The 24,759-nt window shown below is 65.0% G+C and carries 15 protein-coding genes and 1 pseudogene; 13 read left to right on the forward strand and 3 right to left on the reverse strand.

Annotation, left to right across the window (positions count from 1 at the left end; all coding sequences use genetic code 11):
- Window positions 1-330: 330 nt before the first annotated feature.
- Complete coding sequence (gene rpoB / locus AWC27_RS08195; RefSeq protein ID WP_139836832.1) at window positions 331-3,828, forward strand: DNA-directed RNA polymerase subunit beta; 3,498 nt, start codon at window positions 331-333, stop codon at window positions 3,826-3,828.
- A gap of 39 nt (window positions 3,829-3,867) precedes the next feature.
- Entirely contained in the window at window positions 3,868-7,818 is a 3,951-nt protein-coding gene (locus tag AWC27_RS08200; protein WP_085670012.1) for a DNA-directed RNA polymerase subunit beta', read from the forward strand.
- 284 nt (window positions 7,819-8,102) lie between these two features.
- On the opposite strand, the gene AWC27_RS08205 is transcribed toward AWC27_RS08200, so the two are convergent.
- Window positions 8,103-9,908: a hydroxysqualene dehydroxylase gene (locus AWC27_RS08205; protein ID WP_085670013.1), complete on the reverse strand. Its 1,806-nt coding sequence runs from the start codon at window positions 9,906-9,908 to the stop codon at window positions 8,103-8,105.
- 323 nt (window positions 9,909-10,231) lie between these two features.
- Here AWC27_RS08205 and AWC27_RS08210 point away from each other — a divergent pair, with 323 nt between their 5' ends.
- The 11 genes and pseudogenes from AWC27_RS08210 (at window position 10,232) to AWC27_RS08265 (ending at window position 23,838) form a co-directional block, all read left to right on the forward strand.
- The gene (locus AWC27_RS08210) at window positions 10,232-13,318 is read left to right on the forward strand and encodes an MFS transporter (protein ID WP_245846927.1); all 3,087 of its coding nucleotides are present in this window, start codon (window positions 10,232-10,234) and stop codon (window positions 13,316-13,318) included.
- A gap of 53 nt (window positions 13,319-13,371) precedes the next feature.
- A pseudogene (locus AWC27_RS08215) lies at window positions 13,372-13,758 on the forward strand (TA system antitoxin ParD family protein); the annotation flags it as partial.
- A 45-nt stretch (window positions 13,759-13,803) separates the two neighbouring features.
- Window positions 13,804-14,775: an enoyl-CoA hydratase/isomerase family protein gene (locus AWC27_RS08220; protein ID WP_085670080.1), complete on the forward strand. Its 972-nt coding sequence runs from the start codon at window positions 13,804-13,806 to the stop codon at window positions 14,773-14,775.
- A gap of 1 nt (window position 14,776) precedes the next feature.
- Complete coding sequence (locus AWC27_RS08225) at window positions 14,777-15,982, forward strand: CaiB/BaiF CoA transferase family protein (RefSeq protein WP_085670015.1); 1,206 nt, start codon at window positions 14,777-14,779, stop codon at window positions 15,980-15,982.
- Window positions 15,964-17,400, forward strand: coding sequence for an amidase (locus AWC27_RS08230; protein ID WP_085670016.1), 1,437 nt, complete (start codon window positions 15,964-15,966; stop codon window positions 17,398-17,400). The genes AWC27_RS08225 and AWC27_RS08230 overlap by 19 nt, the downstream gene beginning before the upstream one ends.
- 666 nt (window positions 17,401-18,066) lie before the next feature.
- Window positions 18,067-18,822, forward strand: coding sequence for a deoxyribonuclease IV (locus AWC27_RS08240; RefSeq protein ID WP_083112859.1), 756 nt, complete (start codon window positions 18,067-18,069; stop codon window positions 18,820-18,822).
- A gap of 45 nt (window positions 18,823-18,867) precedes the next feature.
- Entirely contained in the window at window positions 18,868-19,713 is an 846-nt protein-coding gene (locus AWC27_RS08245) for an extracellular catalytic domain type 1 short-chain-length polyhydroxyalkanoate depolymerase (RefSeq protein WP_085670018.1), read from the forward strand.
- Between the two features lie 46 nt (window positions 19,714-19,759).
- A complete protein-coding gene (locus AWC27_RS08250) occupies window positions 19,760-21,388 on the forward strand; it encodes an acyl-CoA dehydrogenase family protein (protein WP_085670019.1) in 1,629 nt (542 codons plus the stop codon).
- On the forward strand, window positions 21,385-22,323 hold the full coding sequence (locus tag AWC27_RS08255) for a crotonase/enoyl-CoA hydratase family protein (RefSeq protein ID WP_085670020.1): 939 nt from the start codon (window positions 21,385-21,387) through the stop codon (window positions 22,321-22,323). The genes AWC27_RS08250 and AWC27_RS08255 overlap by 4 nt, the downstream gene beginning before the upstream one ends.
- Window positions 22,324-22,336: 13 nt before the next feature.
- Window positions 22,337-23,074, forward strand: coding sequence for a PaaX family transcriptional regulator C-terminal domain-containing protein (locus tag AWC27_RS08260; protein ID WP_085670021.1), 738 nt, complete (start codon window positions 22,337-22,339; stop codon window positions 23,072-23,074).
- Entirely contained in the window at window positions 23,071-23,838 is a 768-nt protein-coding gene (locus AWC27_RS08265; RefSeq protein ID WP_085670022.1) for a crotonase/enoyl-CoA hydratase family protein, read from the forward strand. Before AWC27_RS08260 ends, AWC27_RS08265 begins: the two co-directional genes overlap by 4 nt.
- 4 nt (window positions 23,839-23,842) lie before the next feature.
- On the opposite strand, the gene AWC27_RS08270 is transcribed toward AWC27_RS08265, so the two are convergent.
- Together AWC27_RS08270 and AWC27_RS08275 are read right to left on the reverse strand one after the other, a co-directional pair.
- A complete protein-coding gene (locus AWC27_RS08270) occupies window positions 23,843-24,337 on the reverse strand; it encodes a DUF3060 domain-containing protein (protein WP_083112853.1) in 495 nt (164 codons plus the stop codon).
- A 26-nt stretch (window positions 24,338-24,363) separates the two neighbouring features.
- Window positions 24,364-24,741, reverse strand: a complete 378-nt coding sequence (locus tag AWC27_RS08275; RefSeq protein ID WP_085670023.1) for a DUF3060 domain-containing protein — start codon at window positions 24,739-24,741, stop codon at window positions 24,364-24,366.
- Window positions 24,742-24,759: the final 18 nt, after the last annotated feature.

Here is a 24,759-nt window from a genome sequence, read left to right on the forward strand (position 1 = left end):
AGCATGTATCGCACGTGTCCGGGGCGATTCGAGATCGCCAGCCAGCGCCGGTCCCCGAGCACGGCTACCTGTCGTGGGTATTTGAGGAATACGCGCGTCTGCGCTATTGTTGGACGTTGCGCTGGCTACTTCCTGCCCACCTCACCCGCCACTTGACACCGTGGTCCTAGCCTGAGCCCATTTTCAGGCTCAGCTATCGGTTGCGTGCGTGAGATCCGGACAGTTCGTCCGCCGGCCGAACCGATAAATTACCTGCGGCGAACAGGCCCGGCGGGCACCGGCTCCTCATAGGGCTCCCGTTAGTCGCACGAGGTGCTGGAAGGACGCATCTTGGCTGATTTCCGCCAGAGCAAGACAGACGCTAGCCCCCCGCAAAGTTCTTCAAACAGCTCCGTACCGGGAGCGCCCAACCGAGTTTCCTTCGCCAAGCTCCGCGAACCGCTTGAGGTTCCGGGGCTGCTTGACGTTCAGACCGATTCGTTCGAGTGGCTGATCGGCTCGCAGCGCTGGCGCGAATCCGCCGCTCGACGCGGCGACGTGAAGCCGGTCGGCGGCCTCGAAGAGGTGCTGTACGAGTTGTCGCCGATCGAGGACTTCTCCGGGTCGATGTCGCTGTCTTTCTCCGACCCCCGTTTTGACGAAGTCAAGGCACCGGTCGACGAGTGCAAAGACAAGGACATGACGTACGCGGCCCCGCTGTTCGTCACGGCCGAGTTCATCAACAACAACACCGGCGAGATCAAGAGCCAGACGGTGTTCATGGGCGACTTCCCGATGATGACCGAGAAGGGCACCTTCATCATCAACGGGACCGAGCGTGTTGTGGTCAGCCAGCTGGTCCGTTCGCCCGGCGTCTACTTCGACGAGACCATCGACAAGTCCACCGAGAAGATGCTGCACAGCGTCAAGGTGATCCCGAGCCGCGGCGCGTGGCTGGAGTTCGACGTCGACAAGCGCGACACCGTTGGTGTGCGTATCGACCGCAAGCGTCGCCAGCCCGTGACCGTGCTGCTCAAGGCGCTGGGCTGGACGAGCGAACAGATCACCGAGCGGTTCGGCTTCTCCGAGATCATGATGTCGACGCTGGAGAAGGACAACACCGTCGGCACCGACGAGGCACTGCTGGACATCTACCGCAAGCTGCGTCCGGGCGAGCCGCCGACCAAGGAGTCCGCGCAGACCCTGCTGGAGAATCTGTTCTTCAAGGAGAAGCGCTACGACCTGGCTCGCGTCGGCCGTTACAAGGTCAACAAAAAGCTCGGTCTGAACGTCGGCGAGCCGATCACCAGTTCGACGCTGACCGAAGAGGATGTCGTCGCCACCATCGAGTACCTGGTTCGGCTGCACGAGGGCCAGACCACGATGACCGTTCCCGGCGGCACCGAGGTGCCGGTGGAGACCGACGACATCGACCACTTCGGCAACCGCCGGTTGCGCACCGTGGGCGAGTTGATTCAGAACCAGATCCGGGTCGGCATGTCCCGGATGGAGCGCGTCGTGCGCGAGCGGATGACCACCCAGGACGTCGAGGCGATCACGCCGCAGACCCTGATCAACATCCGGCCCGTCGTCGCCGCGATCAAGGAGTTCTTCGGCACCAGCCAGCTCTCGCAGTTCATGGACCAGAACAACCCGCTCTCCGGTCTGACGCACAAGCGGCGTCTGTCCGCTTTGGGGCCGGGCGGTCTGTCCCGTGAGCGGGCCGGGCTGGAGGTCCGTGACGTGCACCCGTCGCACTACGGCCGGATGTGCCCGATCGAGACCCCGGAGGGTCCGAATATCGGTCTGATCGGGTCGCTGTCGGTGTACGCACGGGTCAACCCGTTCGGGTTCATCGAGACGCCGTATAGACGCGTCGTCAGCGGAGTTGTCACGGATGAGATCCACTACCTGACCGCCGACGAGGAGGACCGCCACGTCGTGGCGCAGGCCAACTCGCCGATCGACGCCGACGGACGGTTCGTCGAGGGACGTGTCCTGGTCCGCCGCAAGGCGGGCGAGGTCGAGTACGTGCCCTCCTCCGAGGTGGACTACATGGACGTGTCGCCGCGCCAGATGGTGTCGGTGGCCACCGCGATGATTCCGTTCCTCGAGCACGACGACGCCAACCGCGCCCTGATGGGTGCCAACATGCAGCGCCAGGCGGTTCCGCTGGTGCGCAGCGAGGCACCGCTGGTGGGTACCGGTATGGAGTTGCGCGCGGCCATCGATGCCGGCGACGTCGTCGTCGCAGAGGAGGCGGGCGTCATCGAGGAGGTGTCGGCCGACTACATCACCGTCATGCACGACGCCGGCACCCGGCGCACCTACCGGATGCGCAAGTTCGCCCGGTCCAACCACGGCACCTGCGCCAACCAGTCGCCGATCGTGGATGCCGGCGAGCGCGTCGAGGCCGGCCAGGTGATCGCCGACGGTCCCTGCACCGAGAACGGCGAAATGGCGCTGGGCAAGAACCTGCTCGTCGCCATCATGCCGTGGGAAGGCCACAACTACGAGGACGCCATCATCCTCTCCAACCGGCTGGTTGAAGAGGACGTGCTCACCTCGATCCACATCGAAGAGCATGAGATCGACGCCCGCGACACCAAGCTGGGCGCCGAGGAGATCACCCGGGACATCCCGAACGTGTCCGACGAGGTGCTGGCCGACTTGGACGAGCGTGGCATCGTGCGCATCGGCGCCGAGGTTCGCGACGGTGACATCCTGGTCGGCAAGGTGACCCCCAAGGGTGAGACCGAGCTGACCCCGGAGGAGCGGTTGCTGCGTGCCATCTTCGGTGAGAAGGCCCGCGAGGTCCGCGACACCTCACTGAAGGTGCCGCACGGTGAATCCGGCAAGGTGATCGGCATTCGCGTGTTCTCCCGCGAGGACGACGACGAACTGCCTGCCGGCGTCAACGAGCTGGTCCGCGTCTACGTGGCCCAGAAGCGCAAGATCTCCGACGGTGACAAGCTGGCCGGCCGGCACGGTAACAAGGGCGTTATCGGCAAGATCTTGCCCGTCGAGGACATGCCGTTCCTGCCGGACGGCACCCCGGTGGACATCATCCTGAACACCCACGGTGTGCCGCGACGTATGAACATCGGCCAGATCCTGGAAACCCACCTGGGGTGGGTGGCCAAGGCCGGCTGGAACATCGAAGGTGCTCCGGAGTGGGCGGTCAACCTCCCCGAGGAGCTGCGGCACGCTCAGCCGAACCAGATCGTGTCGACTCCGGTGTTCGATGGCGCCAAGGAAGAGGAGCTGCAGGGCCTACTGTCCTGCACGCTGCCCAACCGCGACGACGATGTGATGGTCGACGCCGACGGCAAGGCCGTGCTGTTCGACGGCCGCAGCGGTGAGCCGTTCCCGTACCCGGTGACGGTTGGCTACATGTACATCATGAAGCTGCACCACCTGGTGGACGACAAGATCCACGCTCGCTCGACCGGTCCGTACTCGATGATCACCCAGCAGCCGTTGGGTGGTAAGGCCCAGTTCGGTGGCCAGCGGTTCGGTGAAATGGAGTGCTGGGCCATGCAGGCCTACGGCGCCGCGTACACGCTGCAGGAGCTGCTGACCATCAAGTCCGACGACACCGTCGGCCGGGTCAAGGTCTACGAGGCGATCGTCAAGGGCGAGAACATCCCGGAGCCGGGCATTCCGGAGTCGTTCAAGGTGCTGCTCAAGGAGCTGCAATCGCTGTGCCTCAACGTCGAGGTGTTGTCGTCCGACGGCGCAGCGATCGAGCTGCGTGAGGGCGAGGACGAAGACCTGGAGCGGGCCGCGGCCAACCTGGGAATCAACCTGTCGCGCAACGAATCAGCCTCTGTCGAGGATCTCGCTTAAGTATTTGGTCACTAAACCCGTTAGGGGAAAGGGAGTTACGTGCTAGACGTCAACTTCTTCGATGAACTCCGTATTGGCCTGGCTACTGCGGAGGACATCAGGCAATGGTCCTACGGCGAGGTCAAGAAGCCGGAGACCATCAACTACCGCACGCTCAAGCCAGAGAAGGACGGCCTGTTCTGCGAGAAGATCTTCGGACCTACTCGCGACTGGGAGTGCTACTGCGGCAAGTACAAGCGGGTTCGTTTCAAGGGCATCATCTGTGAGCGCTGTGGCGTCGAGGTGACCCGCGCCAAGGTGCGTCGTGAGCGGATGGGCCACATCGAGCTGGCCGCACCGGTCACCCACATCTGGTACTTCAAGGGTGTGCCGTCGCGGCTGGGATATCTGCTCGACCTGGCGCCCAAGGACCTGGAAAAGATCATCTACTTCGCGGCGTATGTGATCACCGCGGTCGATGACGAGATGCGGCATAACGAACTGTCCACGCTCGAAGCCGAAATGGTGGTGGAGCGCAAGGGCGTTGAGGACCAGCGTGACGCTGACCTCGAGGCCCGGGCCCAGAAGCTGGAAGCCGACCTGGCCGAGCTGGAGGCAGAGGGCGCCAAGGCCGACGCCAAGCGCAAGGTTCGCGACGGCGGCGAGCGCGAGATGCGTCAGCTCCGCGACCGTGCCCAGCGTGAGCTGGACCGGCTGGAGGACATCTGGACCACCTTCACCAAGCTGGCGCCCAAGCAGCTGATCGTGGACGAGAACCTCTACCGCGAGCTGCAGGACCGCTACGGCGAGTACTTCACCGGCGCAATGGGTGCGGAGTCGATTCAGAAGCTGATCGAGAACTTCGACATCGACGCCGAGGCAGAGAATCTGCGTGAGGTCATCCGAAGTGGCAAGGGGCAGAAGAAGCTTCGTGCCCTCAAGCGCCTCAAGGTGGTCGCGGCCTTCCAGCAGTCGGGTAATTCGCCGATGGGCATGGTGCTCGACGCGGTGCCGGTCATCCCGCCGGAACTGCGCCCAATGGTGCAGCTCGATGGTGGCCGTTTTGCCACCTCCGACCTCAACGACCTGTACCGCCGCGTGATCAACCGCAACAACCGGCTCAAGAGGCTGATCGACCTCGGCGCGCCCGAGATCATCGTCAACAACGAGAAGCGGATGTTGCAGGAGTCGGTGGACGCGCTGTTCGACAACGGACGTCGCGGCCGCCCCGTCACCGGGCCGGGCAACCGTCCGCTGAAGTCGCTGTCGGATCTGCTCAAGGGCAAGCAGGGCCGGTTCCGGCAGAACCTGCTAGGTAAGCGCGTCGACTACTCGGGCCGTTCGGTCATCGTGGTCGGCCCGCAGCTCAAGCTGCACCAGTGCGGTCTGCCCAAGCTGATGGCGCTGGAGCTGTTCAAGCCGTTCGTGATGAAGCGGCTGGTTGACCTCAACCACGCGCAGAACATCAAGAGCGCCAAGCGGATGGTGGAGCGTCAGCGTCCGCAGGTGTGGGACGTGCTCGAGGAAGTCATCGCCGAGCACCCGGTGCTGCTGAACCGGGCACCCACCCTGCACCGGCTGGGCATCCAGGCTTTCGAGCCAATGCTGGTGGAAGGCAAGGCAATTCAGCTGCACCCGTTGGTGTGTGAGGCGTTCAACGCCGACTTCGACGGTGACCAGATGGCTGTGCACCTGCCGCTGTCCGCGGAGGCGCAGGCCGAGGCTCGCATCTTGATGCTGTCGTCTAACAACATCCTGTCGCCGGCATCCGGCCGGCCGCTGGCCATGCCCCGACTGGACATGGTGACCGGGCTGTACTTCCTGACCACCGAGGTCGCCGGCGACAAGGGCGAATACCACCCGGCCGGTAAGGACAGCCCCGAGGCAGGTGTGTATTCCTCGCCGGCCGAAGCGATCATGGCCTCCGACCGAGGTGTGTTGTCGGTGCGCGCCAAGATCAAGGTGCGGCTGACTCAGCTGCGTCCGCCGGCTGAGATCGAGGCCGAGCTGTTCGGCGCCAACGGCTGGCAGCCGGGCGATGCCTGGGTGGCCGAGACCACGCTGGGCCGGGTGCTCTTCAACGAGCTGCTGCCGCTGGGCTATCCGTTCGTGAACAAGCAGATGCACAAGAAGGTGCAGGCCGCGATCATCAACGACCTGGCCGAGCGCTACCCGATGATCGTCGTCGCACAGACCGTCGACAAGCTGAAGGACGCCGGTTTCTACTGGGCGACCCGTAGTGGTGTCACGGTCTCCATGGCCGACGTGCTGGTGCCGCCTCGTAAGAAGGAGATCCTCGACCACTACGAGGAGCGGGCCGACAAGGTCGAGAAGCAGTTCCAGCGTGGCGCTTTGAACCATGACGAGCGCAACGAGGCACTGGTGGAGATCTGGAAGGAAGCCACCGACGAGGTCGGTCAGGCGCTGCGGGAGCACTACCCCGCCGACAACCCGATCATCACGATCGTCGACTCGGGGGCCACGGGTAACTTCACCCAGACGCGAACGCTGGCCGGCATGAAGGGTTTGGTGACCAACCCCAAGGGTGAGTTCATCCCGCGTCCGGTCAAGTCCTCCTTCCGTGAGGGCCTGACCGTGCTGGAGTACTTCATCAACACCCACGGTGCACGAAAGGGCTTGGCGGACACGGCATTGCGTACCGCAGACTCGGGCTACCTGACCCGTCGTCTGGTGGACGTGTCCCAGGACGTGATCGTGCGCGAGCACGACTGCCAGACCGAGCGCGGCATCGTCGTCGAGCTGGCCGAGCGTCAGCCGGACGGCACTCTGATCCGCGACCCGTACATCGAAACCTCGGCGTACGCACGGACTTTGGGTGCCGACGCGGTCGACGAGGCGGGCAACGTCGTCGTCGCACGTGGCGAGGACCTGGGCGACCCGTCGATCGAAGCCCTACTGGCTGCGGGTATCACGCAGATCAAGGTGCGTTCGGTGCTCACCTGCACCACCGGCACCGGCGTCTGCGCGACCTGCTACGGGCGGTCGATGGCCACCGGCAAGCTGGTCGACATCGGCGAGGCCGTCGGCATCGTCGCAGCCCAGTCCATCGGCGAGCCCGGCACGCAGCTGACCATGCGTACCTTCCACCAGGGTGGTGTGGGTGAGGACATCACCGGCGGTCTGCCGCGTGTCCAGGAGCTGTTCGAGGCCCGGGTTCCGCGCGGTAAGGCGCCGATTGCCGATGTCACCGGACGGGTGCGGCTCGAGGATGGTGAGCGCTTCTACAAGATCACCATCGTTCCCGACGACGGCGGCGAGGAAGTGGTCTACGACAAGCTGTCCAAGCGCCAGCGGCTGCGGGTGTTCAAGCACGAGGACGGTTCCGAGCGAGTGCTGTCCGACGGCGACCACGTCGAGGTCGGTCAGCAGCTGATGGAAGGCTCTGCCGACCCGCACGAGGTGCTGCGTGTCCAGGGCCCGCGCGAGGTGCAGATCCACTTGGTCCGCGAGGTCCAGGAGGTCTACCGGGCTCAGGGTGTGTCGATCCACGACAAGCACATCGAGGTGATCGTGCGCCAGATGCTGCGCCGCGTCACCATCATCGACTCGGGTTCGACGGAGTTCCTGCCCGGCTCGCTGATCGACCGTGCGGAGTTCGAGGCGGAGAACCGTCGGGTGGTGGCTGAGGGCGGCGAGCCCGCGGCCGGCCGGCCGGTGCTGATGGGTATCACCAAGGCGTCGCTGGCCACCGACTCGTGGTTGAGTGCGGCGTCGTTCCAGGAGACCACGCGGGTGCTGACCGATGCGGCGATCAACTGCCGCAGCGACAAGCTCAACGGTCTGAAGGAGAACGTGATCATCGGCAAGCTGATCCCGGCCGGTACCGGTATCAACCGTTACCGCAACATCCAGGTTCAGCCCACCGAGGAGGCCCGCGCCGCGGCGTACACGATCCCGTCCTACGAGGATCAGTACTACAGCCCGGACTTCGGCCAGGCCACTGGTGCCGCGGTTCCACTGGACGACTACGGCTACAGCGACTACCGCTAGTCAGCTCACGAGAAAGCCCCGGGCCAACCAAAGCGGCCCGGGGTTTTTCATGTGCCTGGATCGTCTGTCGCCTTCGCGCCGCCAGCTTCACGTTCGTGACCCAACTTGCGGCTAGCTTCACGTACGCGCGGGGTGAACGGCAAGCCCACGATCATGACCCGCCAAGCGCGCCCGGATCTGCTCACGCAGCGCCTCGTCGTAGGTGATGGTCACCGTTCGACCATAGGCCGGACGCCGTCGATCGAAGTGTCTGTCCGCTTGCTATCCCAACGGGCGGGTGGCAGCTACGTTGCGACGTGGGAGGGCCGCGCCGCCCCGTCTCCGACCGGGTCTAGGCCACGGGTTGACGGTGTCGTCGGTCGGCGGTTCCGTCGGCGGTTCCACCACCATCGGTCCGCGCGGCGGAGAATGCCGAACGGGATGGGATCGCGAAACTGAATCTCCCACGGCGAGCTGGCGCCTGGAACTGCGCAGCTCGCGACCTCTTGTGCGGCCAAATATCCGGAGCTGGCGGCCTTCTCCATCGTGGGAACAAAGAACGTGAGGTCCGGCGAATAGGTCGCTTCACCGGCAAGAAAAAGGTTGGGCACCTCGGTGTGAACACGCGGCGAATGGCGCTGGGCGCCCGGCATCAGAATCGTCAATGGCGAAAGATTCACCATGCGCCTCCCGCCCGCAGGGGCGTACACAAGATGCGGAGGAAGTTCGCCCGACGTGCTTTCGTAGTCCGCCTCGCCCACATACTTGAGCTCGTAATCGATCTGCCAGCCGATTATCTCGGGCCGATCGAGACCGCACTGCGCCAAGCATTCGGTCAAAATTTCGTCCGGGCTACATTCGCTCAATGGCCGGTGGAAAACCCGTCCGGGCTTATCCACATCGCTCCAGGTCATTGATAGAACGTACTTGGTCCCCGCGGGGAGGCGGACATCTTTCCAAAAGCCTTCTCCCTGGACAACAGAAACCAGTGACCATTCGCTTTCCAAATAACTGGCGGGAACTCCGGGTCGCATGTGCGCCGGCCACGTCCAGGGGATTTCGGGCAGGAAGCATTGGATTCCGTTCGACGACTCGAGCGAAATCGCATGCGTACCAGTGAGGTGCGGTAGGTGTTGCCTGACGTGGTCCTTGTTCGCCAGCTGCCGCAGCGTCAAGTAGGGCAGGGCGAGAATTGCGTAGTCGCAGGCGAGTCTGCGGCCGTCGCATGTAATTACTGCGGTGATACGGCCGTGCTCGAACTCGATATCATCAATGCGCGTGTCGAAAAGTATGTCGACGCCGCGGCTCTGGAGGTGACGAATCCAAGGGTCGATCATTCGTTCACTTGTCGGGCCGTTCATCATCATGACCGATGGCAACTTTAGGTTATCCAGAGCGGCGGGGTTGCTCGTCAAATGAAACAGAGCCTTGAGGATGATAGGGGCTATTGCTGCTGCTTCGGCGTTGGGGCGGGCCGCCACGAAAATCTGCGGCAACGCGGCGAAGAACGCTTGCGCCCGCGCTGACCTGCGGTGGAGTTGCAGGAAGTCCGCATATGAAATATCGCCCAGCTCAGCGAAAAATCGCTCCCGGCACATCCACATCAGCCGCAGATGAGCCCGCAAATAGTGGATGGTGTCGGCCGGTGGCACTCCCATTCGCCCCAGCCCGATAACGACCATGATGCTGCGCGCTAAGATCCGGGCGAGTTGCCGAATCGGTTTGTGGACCGTCGCGAAGAATCGCAAGGATGCGCGGTGCCGACGCTGCAGCGCAGAAGGCACGGCCGGGCGTCCAATGACTCCCTTTTCGGTAATTCTGATGGCACTGACGCCGACCAAATTGTCCAGGATGGTTTCGCCGTTATCGTTGGGAATGCGCGACAACAGCGTCAACAGCGTTTGGTAATAATCTAGATAGATTCGCATGCTGTGTTCGATCGGATGACCGTCGGCTCGGCGAAGACTCTTGGCCTTTCCCCCGGCTTCGGATGCTGCTTCGCACAAGGTAACTAGTACGCCTGCCTCGGCCAAAGTGGTCGCAGCGGTCATACCCGCGATTCCGGCGCCGACAATAACAACGTGATTATCGGCAGGCGTCGATGCGTTCATCTGCTTTCTCAGGTCTCCCTTTCGCGCCGAGTAGACCTCGCCCAAATCCGAATCGGCTGGCAATCACTGCCCATCTGTCGGCTCACCAACGAAAAGTGAAGGCATCGTACGGCTTGGGTAGCGGACGCAACAGGTATGCCGTACATTACGCGATCGTACACCTAGGCAATAGTATCACATACATAGTTTTGGAGCCTGCGATTTCCGTCCATTCCGTCTCCGCCCCCAGCCAGTCCGCGGTTGCACCTACGCTTGAGCGGCCGCGTCATCGCGGGGGCCCCCCGCCGCTTGCACGCCGCCGCCAGCCCTCGTCGACAGTCGTATTGCTCGTCGCGGCTTTTGGCGCCTTCCTTGCTTTCCTGGACTCGACGATCGTGAACGTCGCGTTTCCGGACATCCAGAGGTATTTCCATAGCAACCTCAGCAGCCTGTCGTGGGTGCTCAACGGTTACAACATCGTCTTCGCGGCGTTCCTGGTGGCCGCGGGCCGGCTTGCCGACCTGCTTGGACGCAAGCGGATGTTCGTCAATGGCGTGCTGTTGTTCACGGTCGCATCAGCACTGTGCGCTGCCGCCGACAGCAGCGGGCAGCTGATCGCGTTCCGCTTGTTGCAGGGCGTCGGCGCGGCGATCCTGGTCCCGGCATCGCTTGGGCTGGTCGTCGAGGGCTTCGAACTCAGCCGGCGCGCGCATGGAGTAGCCCTGTGGGGCGCGGCTGGAGCCATCGCGGCCGGGCTGGGCCCGCCCATCGGCGGTGCGCTCGTCGAGGCGGCCAACTGGCGGTGGGTGTTCCTGGTGAACGTTCCGCTGGGAATTTTGGCTGTGTTTGCAGCTCGCCGCTCGCTGGTGGAGAGCCGGGCCGCGGGCCGGCGGCGCGTCCCCGATTTGCGCGGAGCGGTGTTGCTCGCGGTCGCGTTGGGGCTGCTGACCCTCGGCCTGATCAAAGGCCCCGACTGGGGGTGGGACAGCGCATCGACGATCGGGACGCTGATCGCCGCGGCAGTCTCGATGGCCGGATTTGTGCTCAGCTCCCGATACCATCCGGCTCCGCTGATCGAGCCCGCCCTGCTGCGCATCCGGTCCTTCGCCGTCGGCACTGGATTGACCGCAATCGCCGCCGCCGGTTTCTACGCCTATCTGCTAACCCACGTGTTGTTCCTCAACTACGTGTGGGGCTACACGCTGCTGCAGGCTGGACTCGCGGTCGCCCCTTCCGCGCTAGTCGCGGCCTTCGTCGCAGCAGTGCTGGGACGCGTCGCTGACCGGCACGGTTATCGCGTCATCATCGGCATCGGGGCGTTGATCTGGGCCAGCAGTCTGTTGTGGTACCTGAAATGCGTCGGCTCCACCCCTGATTTCCTCGGCGAATGGTTGCCCGGGCAGCTATTGCAAGGCATTGGGGTTGGCGCAACGTTTCCGCTGCTCGGCAGCGCCGCCTTATCGGGGCTGGCCGCGGGTGGCAGCTACGCGACCGCGTCCGCGGTAACCGGCACTATCCGTCAAGTCGGCGCCGTGCTGGGTGTGGTGCTGCTGGTGATCTTGGTCGGTACGCCGACACCGGCCGCGGCCGAAGAGGCGTTGCGCCGCGGCTGGGTGCTGGCAGCTGTATGTTTCGTGGCGGTCGCGACGGGCGCGGTGTTGTTGGGCCGCGCCCGCCACGCCGCGCCCAAATTGGTCGAGTCTGTGGCCGCACCGGGCGGCCAGCCAAGGCCGCAGGCTCCGGAACCGCCCGCACCGGTGTTTCCCGCTCGCCGCGACGTCACCGGACAGGCAGATCCGCTGCCCTCGACCGGGCTAGACGAAGTCACCCTGGCCGAAATTGCCAGCCGCGGCGAACAGGTCGAGATATCGGCTGGGTCGTACTTGTACCACGCAGGCGATACGTCGGATGCGCTCTATGTGGTGCAAGCGGGCCGACTGCAAGTCCTCGACGCGGAGGGCCTCGTCGCCGAGCTGGGTCGCGGCGAGCTGGTCGGCGAGCGCGGATTGCTGATCGGCGCGCCCCGCTGGGCCTCGGTTCGGGCGGTGCGAGACTCGCTGCTGACCCGCCTTACCAACACCGAGTTCGACAAGCTGACCGCGGCTGAATTCGAGAAGGCCGCCGATGCCCGCATCCTCGGGGCGATCGTTCGGGTACTGGCCCATCGGGAGCACCAAACGCCGCGGGTGGCGTTCCGGACAACGCAGGAGGCGGTGGTAACTGTCATCGGTGCGGACGCCAACGCGCCGGTAGCAATGGTGGCGGCCGGATTGTGTGCGGCTCTGTCGCCTCGGCTACGGGCGGTCGCACCCGGCCCGGTTGACCGCGACGGGCTGGAGCGCGCAGAGCGCGCCGCGGACCGGGTGGTGTTGCACGCGGGAGTTGATGACCCGGAGTGGCGGGACTTCTGTTTGCGTGTCGCAGATCGTGTCGTATTGGTCGTGGGTGACCCGGCCCCGCCGCAGCGGCCGCTGCCCTTGCGAGCCACGGACGCTGATCTGGTGCTGGTGGGACCGTACGCTGACCCTGAGCAACTGCGCGCGTGGGAGCAATTGGTTACGCCACGATCGGTGCACACGGTCCGTCCGGACCGAGGTGACGAGGATCTGCGCCCGCTGGCAGCGCGTATCGCGGGCAAATCCGTAGGGTTGGTCCTCAGCGGTGGCAGCGCCCGGGCACTTGCCCACCTCGGCGTCCTCGACGAGCTGGAGGCAGCCGGAATCACCGTCGACCGGTTCGCCGGCACCAGCATGGGCGCGGTCATCGCCGCCCTGGCTGCCAGCGGCCTGGACGCCGCCGGTATCGACGCGCGGATTTATGAGGACTTCGTGCGCAAGAGCCACGGCGACTACACGTTGCCGAGCAAGGGACTCATCCGTGGGCATCGCACCGTGGCCACGCTGCGGCACGCTTTCGGCGAGCAATCGGTGGAAGAGTTGCCAAAAGAATTCCGCTGCGTCAGCGTCGACTTACTGGCGAGGCGCCTCGTAGTGCACCGTCGCGGTCGGCTCGCCGACGTCCTCGCCTGTTCGCTGCGGCTGCCCGTGTTATATGCGCCAATGGTCTATAACGGTGCGCTGCACGTCGATGGTGGAGTGCTGGACAACGTTCCGGTCGATGCGCTGGCCGGGCAAGACGGTCCCCTGGTCGCGGTGAGCGTCGCCTCTGGCGGCAGCCCGGGTCCCGCCGCCGGCGTGAGGCATAGGCGCGGCCCACGGGTACCCGGCATGGTCGACACCCTGATGCGCACGATGACCATCAGTAGCGCGATGTCATCGACGGCGGCGCTGGCCCAGGCCGATGTCGTGATCAAGCCCAACCCGGTTGACGTTGGGTTGATGGAGTACTACCAGATCGATCGCGCCCGCGAAGCCGGCCAGATCGCGGCCAGGGAGGCCCTGCCACAAATCATGGCGCTGCTGCGCCGCTGATGACTCTGTAGCACACTGCTACGTTTGTAACATCATGCTACAAGTGGGCAGCCGTGGCTGAGGCTGCCGATCGAGTCACCCGTGTCGCCGCAGATCTGTTGGACAGCGCCGCCTTTGAAGGCAGGCGGCAGAGCCGATCCGCCAAGCAGCAGCTCGATCACTGGGCCAGGGTGGGACGTGCGGTGTCCAGTCAGCACAGCGCCGCGCGCCAGCGGGTCGAAGCCGCTCTGGCCGGCCGGCTCGGATTGCGCGAGCTAACCGTCGAGGAGGGTGTAGTGTTCAACGCCGAGATTTCAGCGGCCATCCAGGAGAGCCTGGCGCACTCGAATTACGGTCAGGCCCTTGCCCAGCGCGGCACCACCACCGTCGCCCTCAACGACGCCGGTGAACTCGTCGAATACCAACCCGACGGCACTTCGACCGTCGTGACCTCAAAGCGCCGGGCCGCCCGGCGTCGCGCATGCTCCACCCGTGGCTGCTCCGGCATGGCAAGCAGTCTTTGGGATTGCCCCGCAGCAAAAGTCACTCAAACTGGCCTTAAACTCGGCTACGTGCCTACCTGTTCGTACAGCGACCAAGACGATCCCCTGGCGGCCGCTCAGGCGGACGGCGAACAGCAGCAACAGGCGATACGCCACTTGTTGCTCGCCGCTCCGCCGCTTGAGGCGGTCGTCGATCGTGTTGCGCTGCAACGCTATCGGGATGTCGCAGTAGTGACGCTGAGTCATCCGCAGGCGCAGAACGCGCTGAACTTGGCGGGCTGGCGCCGGCTCAAGCTGGTATTCGACGGTCTCTCGGCCGAATCGGGGCTGCGGGCCGTAGTGGTTCGGGGCGCGGGTGACAAGGCGTTCGCCGCCGGCGCCGACATCAAGGAGTTTCCGGACACCCGGATGACCGCGGCCGATGCCACCCACTACAACGAGAGCGTGGCCGCCTGTCTGAGGGCGGTCGCCGCGGTGCCGGTTCCGGTGATTGCGGCGATCCGCGGGCTGGCCGTCGGCGGCGGTTGCGAGCTAATCACCGCTTGCGATGTTCGCATCGCGACCGAGGATGCCCGATTCGGCATCCCGATCGGCAAGCTCGGGGTGATCCTCGGGTTCACTGAGGCCGACTCCGTCGCACGACTCATTGGTCCGGCGGCTCTGAAGTACCTGTTGTTCAGTGGGGAACTGGTCGGTGTAGCCGACGCCGCGCGCTGGGGGCTGGTGCAAAAGGTCGTCGCCTCAGCGGATTTGGCGGACGCAACGGCGCGGTTGGTGTGCCAGATCTGCCGCCAGTCCGCGGTGACCATGCGCGCCTCCAAAGCGGTTGCCGACATGCACGGGCGAGCGCTTACCCCGGCCGATACGGACGCCCTGCTGCGGTTCAATGTCGAAGCCTATGAGGGTGCGGACCTCCGCGAAGGCGTGGCGGCGTTCAGTCAGGGCCGTCCACCCATGTTCGAGGGCAGCGTCTGACATGGCGGCGCTGGAGGGCGTGCGCGTGCTGGACCTGACTCGGTACTTGTCTGGTCCCACGCTCACGATGCTGCTAGCGGACCTGGGTGCGGATGTCATCAAGGTGGAGGCACTGCCGGCCGGCGATCCGGCTCGCGAGTCTGGGCCATTCCACGGCACCGAGAGCGTCTTCTTCCTCGCGTCCAACCGAAACAAGCGCAGCGTAGCTCTGGATCTGCACACCGCCGAAGGTATGTCGGCCTGCCGGGCGTTGATTCGCGACGCCGATGTGTTCGTGCACAACTTCAAGCCCGGCACGGCTGAAGCCATGGGCTTGGGCGCAGAAACGTTGCGGGGGTTGTATCCGCGGCTGGTGTACGTCTCGGTGAGCGGGTTCGGTCAGCGTCCACCAGGGTCGGCACTGCCCGGATTCGATCAGACAGCCCAGGCGATGTCGGGCTTGATGAGCATTACCGGCACGGCCGAAACCGGGCCGCTGCGGGCCGGGATTGCCGTCACGGATTCGGCGACCGGCGTGTTCGGTGCCATGGGAGTCCTTGCCGCCCTTTATGAACGGGAGCGCACCGGTGTCGGCGCGGTCGTCGAAGCATCGCTGATGCAGTCGATGCTCACCATGCTGTCCTATCAAGCGCAGAAGTACCTCAGTATCGGCGTCGTGCCCGGGCAGGACGGTAACGATCATCCGATTCTGTTCCCACAGGGCACGTTCAAAACCCGCGATGGCGCAATGACTTTGGCATGCGGCAGCGACAAGATGTGGCAGCGGCTGTGCGCCGCGTTGGGAACGCAGGCGTGGGCGAAGGACGAGCGCTTCTTCGACAACACTGCGCGGATGCAACACCGCGGCGAGCTACGCCGACTTATTGAAGGCGTGCTGGCGTCCAAGACGACCAGCGAATGGCTTGAGATCGTTGGCCCGCACGGCGTTCCGTGCGGACCGGTACTCACCGTTGACCAGGCCCTGGAGCATCCGATAACCGCGGGTCTCGATATGGTCGCCACTGCTCAGCACAGCTCGCTGGGCACACTGAAACTGCTTGGCCAGTCCATCAATATCGGCGGAGGAGACGAAGGATGGTTGCGATATCCGCCGCCGATGCTTGGCGAGCACACGTCTGAGGTCCTTCGAGAGGCGGGCTATGACGATTCGGATATCGATGCGCTGATCGCTAATAACCAAGCGGTGCAATGGGATTCGACGAAGTAGCCGACCCGTCGCAAGACCAGGACGAAATCTGGAAGTTCGAGCTAACAGAACTCGCCGGACTTATTCGTACCCGGCAACTCACCTCGGAAGAGGTGACGGACTCGACTCTGCGGCGGATCGATTCATGCGATTTTCGGCTCAAGAGCTACGCGTTCGTCGCCGCGGAACCCGCCTTGCGGGCCGCGCGGGCGGCGGACGCAGAGATCGCCGACGGCCGCTATCGCGGTGTCTTACATGGTGTGCCTATCGGTGTGAAAGATCTCTGCTACACGGTCGACGCTCCGACCGCGGCGGGCACCACCATCTTTCGTGATTTTCGGCCCCATTACGACGCGACGGTTGTCGCGCGGCTGCGCGCGGCGGGCGCGGTGATCATCGGCAAACTGGCCATGACAGAGGGCGCATACCTTGGCTATCACCCCGATCTCCCGGTGCCGGTGAACCCGTGGGACCCGCAGACTTGGGCGGGGGTGTCGTCCAGCGGTTGCGGCGTGGCTACTGCGGCGGGATTGTGCTTCGGTTCGGTCGGGTCAGACACCGGGGGATCGATCCGATTCCCGGCGAGCATGTGTGGTGTGACGGGTATTAAACCGACGTGGGGCCGGGTCAGTCGGCACGGAATCGTGGAATTGGCAGCCACTTTCGACCATGTCGGGCCTATCGCCCGAAGTGCCCGGGATGCCGGAGCATTGCTGAATGTCATGGCCGGGTCCGACGTCAACGATCCGACCGCGTCGCTGGATCCGGTGCCGGACTACACGGCCGACCTCGCCTTGCTGCGGGCGCCGCGCGTGGGCGTTGACTGGGCCCAGCTGACCGCCTTTGACGCGGATACGAAATCCATGATGGATCAAGTGGTTACGACGCTCGAGGCTCTCGGTTGGCCAGTCGTCGAAGTGACGCTGCCCGTGCTCGCTCCGATCGTGGCCGTGTTCGGGAAGTTACGCGCGGTCGAGACGGCCGTCGCGCACGCCCGTACCTATCCGGCGCGTGCCGAGGAGTACGGACCGACGCTGCGCGCGATCATTGAAATCGGCCGTGGGCTGAGCGCTGTGGAGTATCAGACGCTGGTCAGGCAGCGCCTCGACTTCACCGGACGGCTGCGGCGGGTGTTCGAAGACGTGGACATTGTGCTAATGCCCAGCTCCGGAATCGGTTCTCCGACAGTGCAAACCATGCTGAAGCTGGGGCAGGACGCGCAGCTGACCGCCATGTTGGCGGCACCGACGGCGCCGTTCAACGTCAGTGGCCACCCCGCGATATGCCTGCCCGCCGGAGTCACGCCGCGCGGAACGCCGCTTGGGGTTCAGTTCATCGGCCGAGAATTTGCCGAGCAGTTGCTCATTCGCGCCGGCCACGCATTCCAGCAGAGCACCGCGTTCCACCGTCGGAGGCCACCGCTGGCTTCTGATCACTAGACGGAGCCGCGATGCTCGTTGGCAGGTGACCCAGAGTTGAAGGGGAGGAGGTGCGGTCCCGGCCGAGTGTGCCGCTAGCCGCACGTTCGCGGCCGAACGGGCGGCTAGCTTCACCCACGTGCACAGCGAACGTCTGCGACCCGACGCCTATCAGCCATGCTTGGCCGTCGTGATTAGCCAGACATACGTGCCGCCCAGCGGCCGGCTGATTCCGTTAAGTGTTCGGTGGGCCGGGCCAACAATTCCGAGAGGCCCGGAAACCCGGCAACCGCTGACACCGTTACCCGCCGACGACCGGGTGGGCGAGACGGCCCAGCTCCTCGGCAGAATGAGCATCATTCGCAACATAGCCAATATCGGCTTCGGCCGCGCCAGTTGCGTGGGTGCCGATCCGCCCAGCCGGCGCTGCTGTAAAAGCAGTGATGTCGCAGCGGGCAGCAGCGACTGCAGCCGCACTGGCCCGGCTCGGCGACCCGAGCTGCGCCGAACCCGATGCCGCAGGTAACTCGCCTGCCGAAGCACGCCAACGCCGCGCCATCCCCCGTACACCAGCGTTGTCAATACGCAGTTCTGGCTGCATGGGGCGGAAGTGCTAGTTGGACTGTCAGCCAGCGAAAGTCACTCAGCGCGCAGCCTGCGTCGGCGCCACTTACTAAACTGGCTGACGTGCTCATCGGTTCGCATGTCCACCAGGACGATCCCCTGGCCGCCGCCCAAGCAGACGGCGCCGACGTGGTGCAGTTCTTCCTCGGCAACCCGCAGAGCTGGAAGAAACCCAAGCCGCGGGACGACGCCGACAGGCTGAAGGCGTCCACCGTGCCGCTGTACGTCCACGCGCCATATCTCATCAACGTCGCGTCGGCCAACAACCGCATCCGCATTCCATCGCGAAAGATCCTGCAGGACACCTGTGATGCTGCCGCGGAAATCAACGCGACGGCCGTCATCGTGCACGGCGGACACGCCGACGACGATGACATGGAAGCCGGCTTCGAGCGGTGGGTCAAGGCGCTGCAGTATCTCGAAACCGACGTGCAGGTCTACCTGGAAAACACCGCCGGCGGCGAGCACGCGATGGCCCGTTACTTCGACACCATCGGCCGGCTGTGGGATCACATCGGCGATACCGGCATCGGCTTCTGTCTGGACACCTGCCACGCCTGGGCGGCAGGGGAGCAGCTGATTGACGCCGTCGACCGCATCCGGGCGCTAACCGGACGTATCGATCTGGTGCACTGCAACGACTCCAGAGACGCGGCGGGATCCGGTGCGGACCGGCACGCCAACTTCGGCACCGGTCAGATCGATCCGGAGCTGTTGCTGGCCGTCGTCACCGCCGCCGACGCGCCGGTGATCTGCGAAACCGCCGACGAGGGCCGCAAGGATGACATCGCGTTTCTGCGCGAAGGAACAAGCGGCTGATTTTAAGGCGTGTTCAACCGGGGCCTCGCAGCCTACGGTTAACGCATGCTTCATCGGGTCTTCACCTTCTTGGGCGTTGTACTCGTGCTCGTGGGCTGCGCACACCGGAGCGCGCTGCCACCGGCGGGTTTCGGGACCGGCACCAGCTTCCACACGATTAATGTCGGCGGCGTCGAACGCACCTACCGGCTCTATAAACCCGCTGGCTTGCCCGCGTCGGCGCCGCTGGTCGTCATGCTTCATGGTGGTTTTGGCAGTGCCAAGCAAGCCGAAAGGTCTTACGACTGGGACGAATTGGCCGAGTCGGAGAAATTCGCCGTGGTGTATCCGAATGGCTTCCACCGCGCCTGGAACGCCAACGGCGGCGGTTGCTGCGGCAGGTCCGCCCGCGACGGTGTCGATGACGTCGCATTCATCAGCGCGACCGTCGCAGAGATCGCTAAGAACGTCCGCATCGATACCGCCAGGATCTATGCCACCGGGATGAGCAACGGCGCCATCATGTCCTACACGCTGGCGTGCAACACCCAGATTTTCGCCGCGATCGGCCCTGTTTCAGGAACGCAGCTGGATCCGTGCCGGACCCCGCATCCGACGTCCGTCATGCACATACACGGCACCGGGGATCCCCTTGTCCGATACACCGGCGGCCCCGGCGCGGGTATGGCCCATATCAACGGGCCATCTGTTCAGCAGCTGAATGCCTTCTGGCGCAACGTCGACCAGTGCGACGCTCCGTGGGGCAGTACCAACGGTCTGGTCACCACATCGACCGCGGCATGCCCGAACAACCGCAGCGTCGTGCTCGTCACCGTCGACGACGGAGGCCACGAATGGCCCGCGGTGGCCACCCAGATGTTGTGGAAGTTCTTCGCCGCCCATCCGCGGTAGTATTACAGCGCTTGTGCAGTTGTAGAAAAAATGTAACATTGGTGTCATGCCGGATACCCATGTCGTGACCAACCAGGTGCCTCCGTTAGAGGACCACAATCCCGCATCATCGGCGGTGCTCATCGAGGCGCTGATCCGCGAAGGCGGGCTGTGGGGCCTGGACGAGGTGAACGCGCTCGGGGCGATCTCGGGCAGCCGGGAGGCGCAACGCTGGGGCGAGCTGGCCGACCGCAATCGGCCCATTCTGCATACCCACGACCGCACCGGCCATCGCGTGGACGAGGTCGAATACGACCCGGCGTACCACGAGCTGATGCGCACCGCGATCGAGCACGGCCTGCACGCCGCGCCGTGGGCCGACGAGCGGCCGGGGGCTCACGTGGTGCGGGCTGCCAAGACATCGGTATGGACTGTCGAACCCGGCCACATCTGCCCGATCTCGATGACATATGCCGTCGTCCCCGCATTGCGTTACAACCCCGAACTTGCAACCGTCTATGAGCCGTTGCTGACCAGCCGCGTCTACGACCCCGAGCTGAAACTGGCCGCGACGAAACCCGGTATCACGGCAGGCATGTCGATGACCGAGAAGCAGGGCGGTTCCGATGTGCGCGCCGGAACCACGGAGGCGACCCCTAACGCAGCCGGCACGTACAGCCTGACCGGTCACAAGTGGTTCACCTCGGCGCCCATGTGCGACATCTTCCTGGTGCTTGCGCAGGCTCCAAAAGGGTTGTCCTGCTTCATGCTGCCCCGCATACTGCCCGACGGCACCCGCAACCGGATGTTCCTGCAGCGGCTAAAAGACAAGCTCGGCAATCACGCCAACGCTTCCAGTGAGGTCGAGTACGACGGCGCCACCGCCTGGCTCGTCGGCGAGGAAGGCCGCGGCGTCCCCACCATCATCGAGATGGTGAACCTCACCAGGCTGGACTGCACGCTGGGCAGCGCCACCAGCATGCGCACCGGCCTGACCCGCGCCGTCTATCACGCTCAGCACCGAAAGGCGTTTGGCGCCTACCTCATTGACCAACCGCTGATGCGCAATGTGCTGGCCGACCTGGCTGTGGAGGCCGAGGCCGCCACGATTGTGGCGATGCGGATGGCCGGTGCCACCGACAAGGCGGTGCGCGGCGATCAGACCGAGGGGCTGTTGCGCCGCATCGGTCTGGCTGCCAGTAAGTACTGGGTGTGCAAGCGTTCGACGCCACACGCGGCCGAAGCGCTGGAGTGCCTGGGCGGCAACGGGTATGTCGAAGACTCCGGTATGCCGCGGCTCTACCGTGAGGCGCCGCTGATGGGTATCTGGGAGGGTTCGGGCAACGTCAGCGCGCTGGACACGTTGCGCGCCATGGCAACTCGGCCCGAATGCGTCGAGGTGCTGTTCGACGAGCTCGCGCACAGCGCCGGTCAAGACGCCCGCCTGGACAGCCACGTCGAAAATTTGCGGGCCCAGCTGACCGATCTGGACACTATCACCTACCGCGCCCGCAAGATCGCCGAGGACATCTGCCTGGCGTTGCAGGGGTCCTTGCTGGTGCGGCACGGGCATCCCGCGGTCGCCGAGGCGTTCCTGGCCACCCGCATCGGCGGGCAGTGGGGCGGGGCATTCGGCACCATGCCCGCTGGGCTGGATCTGGCGCCAATCCTCGAGCGTGCTCTAGTTAAGGGATGACGCACTCGATCAGGCCGGTCGATTTCGACAACCTGAAGACGATGACCTACGAGGTAACCGATCGGGTTGCCCGGATCACCTTCAATCGGCCGGAGAAAGGCAACGCGATCGTCGCCGACACTCCACTGGAGCTGTCGGCGTTGGTGGAGCGGGCCGACCTCGATCCCGAGGTCCACGTCATCCTGGTGTCCGGTCGCGGCGAAGGTTTCTGCGCCGGCTTCGACCTTTCCGCCTATGCCGAGCAGTCGTCGTCGGCCGGCGGCGACGGCGGTTACCGGGGGACGGTGCTGGACGGCAAGACCCAGGCCGTCAACCACCTGCCCAATCAGCCGTGGGACCCGATGATCGACTACCAGATGATGAGCCGCTTCGTGCGCGGCTTCTCCAGCCTGATGCATTGCGACAAGCCGACGGTGGTCAAGATCCACGGCTACTGCGTGGCCGGCGGTACCGATATCGCGCTGCACGCCGATCAGGTGATCGCCGCCGCCGACGCGAAGATCGGCTACCCGCCGACGCGGGTTTGGGGTGTACCGGCCGCGGGACTGTGGGCGCACCGGCTCGGCGATCAGCGCGCCAAACGCCTACTGCTGACCGGGGACTGCATTACCGGCGCTCAAGCCGCCGAATGGGGGCTCGCGGTTGAGGCGCCGGATCCCAAAGACCTCGACGAGCGCACCGAACGCCTGGTCCAACGGATCGCCGCGATGCCGGTCAACCAGCTGATAATGATCAAGCTCACGCTCAATTCCGCTCTGCTGCAACAGGGTGTGGCCACCAGCAGAATGGTCAGCACGGTGTTCGACGGCGTTGCTCGGCACACCCCCGAGGGGCACGCGTTCGTCGCCGACGCGGTCGAGCACGGCTTCCGCGATGCGGTCAAGCATCGCGAGGAGCCGTTCGGCGACTACGGCCGGCGGGCTTCGCAGGTTTGAGCCGAGTCTAACCATGCCGAGCATGACAGCCCGCTCAGTCGTTCTCAGCGTGCTGCTCGGTGCCCATCCCGCGTGGGCCAGTGCCAGCGAATTGATCCGCCTGACAGCCGATTTCGGCATCAAGGAGACGACGCTTCGGGTCGCGCTGACCCGCATGGTCAGCGCGGGCGACCTGGTCCGGTCCGCCGACGGCTACCGGCTTTCGGATCGGTTGCTGGCCCGTCAGCGCCGACAGGACGACGCCATGCGCCCGCGGACCCGGGCCTGGAGCGGACACTGGCACCTACTCGTGGTCACCAGCGTCGGCACGGACGCCCGCACCCGCGCGGCATTGCGAACCACCATGCACCACAAGCGTTTCGGTGAGCTCCGCGAAGGGGTGTGGATGCGGCCGGACAACCTCGACCTCGAATTGGGCGCCGACGTCGAAGCCCGGGTGCGGCTCCTCAATGCGCGCGATGACGACCCCGCGCAGCTGGCCGCGCAGCTGTGGGATCTGCCCGGATGGGCAAGCGCCGGATACCGCTTGCTCGACGAAATGGCGCAAGCTACGGGGGTTCCCGAGCGATTCGTGGTGGCGGCGGCCATCGTGCGGCACCTGCTCACCGATCCCGTGCTACCCGACGAATTGCTGCCCGCCGACTGGCCCGGCGCGCGGCTGCGGGTGGCCTACCACGACTTCGCCACCGAACTGGCGGAGCGCCGCGACTTGGCGCAACAAGACGGGACCCAACTCCTGGAGGCGACATGAGTGACCTGGTGCGTGTGGAGCGCAATGGCCCGGTGACCACGGTGGTCATCAACCGGCCGGCGGCACGCAACGCGGTCAACGGCCCAACGGCCGCCGCGTTGTATACGGCCTTCGAGCAATTCGACCGCGATGACGCCGCTGCGGTCGCCGTGCTGTGCGGAGCAGGCGAAACTTTTTGCGCCGGAGCCGATTTGAAGGCGATGGGCACACCGGAGTCCAATGCCGTGCACCGCACCGGACCGGGTCCGATGGGCCCGTCGCGAATGGTGCTGTCCAAACCGGTGATCGCCGCCGTCAGCGGTTATGCCGTCGCCGGCGGTTTGGAATTGGCGTTGTGGTGCGATCTGCGGGTGGCCGAGGAGGACGCGGTGTTCGGTGTCTTCTGTCGCCGGTGGGGGGTACCGCTCATCGACGGGGGCACGGTGCGGCTACCTCGGCTGATCGGACACAGCCGGGCGATGGACATGATCCTCACCGGCCGCGCGGTCAAGGCTGACGAGGCGCTGCAAATGGGCTTGGCCAATCGGGTCGTTCCCAAAGGCCAGGCCCGGCAAGCGGCCGAGGAGTTGGCAGCGGAACTGGCAGGGCTACCGCAGCAGTGCCTGCGATCGGATCGGCTATCGGCGTTGCATCAGTGGGGTCTGCCCGAATCCGCTGCGATTGACCTCGAGTTCGCCAGCATCTTCCGGGTCGCCGGCGAGGCCCTGGAAGGTGCCGGACGGTTCGCCGCCGGGGCCGGCCGGCACGGCGCCCCGACGAGTTAGCGGCTTAGCCGCCCTTCTTGATCTCGTTGCCCGAACCGAGGTTGTCGATGGTGGGGTCGCCGTTCTTGTAGGTGATGGTGTTGTTGAGCCCCACCACGCTCAGGCGCTGGTCGATCTTGTCGAAGGTGATCTTGTTGTTCGCTCCGCCGATGGTCACCGATTGGCAGGTGCCGTTGACCGTCAGGGTGTTATCCGAACCGGCCACATTCAGTGACTTGCCATCGGCGCAGTCAAGTGTCGCCGTCGTTCCCAGCGAGCCATAGGTCAGCATGTTGCCGATCTCGATGGAAGCGGTTGTGGTTATCCCACCCGAGGATGTGGGCGCCGCGGTTCCGCTGCTCGACGTCGTAGTCGAGGGCTTGGTGGAGGTGGTGCTCGAGCCTCCGGGCGGGCTGGCGGTCGAGCTGCACGCGGCCACTCCGACGGCTGTCAGGGCGGCGGCCAGGCCGGCGACGAGCCCGGCCGGGCGGGCTGTAGTGGCGGACAGGCAGAAGCGCATGTTTCCTCGATTCAGGTTCGGGTGGCTCACGGGCCTACTCGTTGGATCCGGTTGGTCATGCCTAGTTCGCGGCCTCGATCCCAGATGGCCGGATCGCCGTTTTTGAAGAACACCGTTCCGTCCCAGCCGTAGACGGTGATGTCGTTGATGACGGTGTCGGCGATGACGGTGTTCGACGAGCCCATCATCGTCACCGCCCAGCAGGTGCCCTTGGCGGTGATGATGTTGGCCGTGCCGTTGACGATCAGGGTGGACTCGTTGCAGTCCAGCGTCTGCTCGAGGCCCTGCCCGGTGATGTGCGTGTCGCCGTTTTTGGCGTAAGCGGCCTGCGGCGGGGCTGCGAGTGTGCCAGCGATGGTGATCGCACAGGTAGCCAGCGTTCCGGCAACGGTTGTCCACCTCACTGCGGGTCCCCTTTGTTG

This window comes from Mycobacterium szulgai (assembly GCF_002116635.1).
In the GTDB taxonomy this organism is placed as follows: domain Bacteria; phylum Actinomycetota; class Actinomycetes; order Mycobacteriales; family Mycobacteriaceae; genus Mycobacterium; species Mycobacterium szulgai.

What these genes read in the sequence shown, in the direction of transcription:
- AWC27_RS08205 (WP_085670013.1), bottom strand. Translation starts at nt 9,908, where the DNA reads ATGAACGCATCGACGCCTGCCGATAATCACGTTGTTATTGTCGGCGCC.
- AWC27_RS08220 (WP_085670080.1), top strand. Translation starts at nt 13,804, where the DNA reads ATGGCAAGCAGTCTTTGGGATTGCCCCGCAGCAAAAGTCACTCAAACT.
- AWC27_RS08225 (WP_085670015.1), top strand. Translation starts at nt 14,777, where the DNA reads ATGGCGGCGCTGGAGGGCGTGCGCGTGCTGGACCTGACTCGGTACTTG.
- AWC27_RS08230 (WP_085670016.1), top strand. Translation starts at nt 15,964, where the DNA reads ATGGGATTCGACGAAGTAGCCGACCCGTCGCAAGACCAGGACGAAATC.
- AWC27_RS08245 (WP_085670018.1), top strand. Translation starts at nt 18,868, where the DNA reads ATGCTTCATCGGGTCTTCACCTTCTTGGGCGTTGTACTCGTGCTCGTG.
- AWC27_RS08250 (WP_085670019.1), top strand. Translation starts at nt 19,760, where the DNA reads ATGCCGGATACCCATGTCGTGACCAACCAGGTGCCTCCGTTAGAGGAC.
- AWC27_RS08255 (WP_085670020.1), top strand. Translation starts at nt 21,385, where the DNA reads ATGACGCACTCGATCAGGCCGGTCGATTTCGACAACCTGAAGACGATG.
- AWC27_RS08260 (WP_085670021.1), top strand. Translation starts at nt 22,337, where the DNA reads ATGCCGAGCATGACAGCCCGCTCAGTCGTTCTCAGCGTGCTGCTCGGT.
- AWC27_RS08265 (WP_085670022.1), top strand. Translation starts at nt 23,071, where the DNA reads ATGAGTGACCTGGTGCGTGTGGAGCGCAATGGCCCGGTGACCACGGTG.
- AWC27_RS08270 (WP_083112853.1), bottom strand. Translation starts at nt 24,337, where the DNA reads ATGCGCTTCTGCCTGTCCGCCACTACAGCCCGCCCGGCCGGGCTCGTC.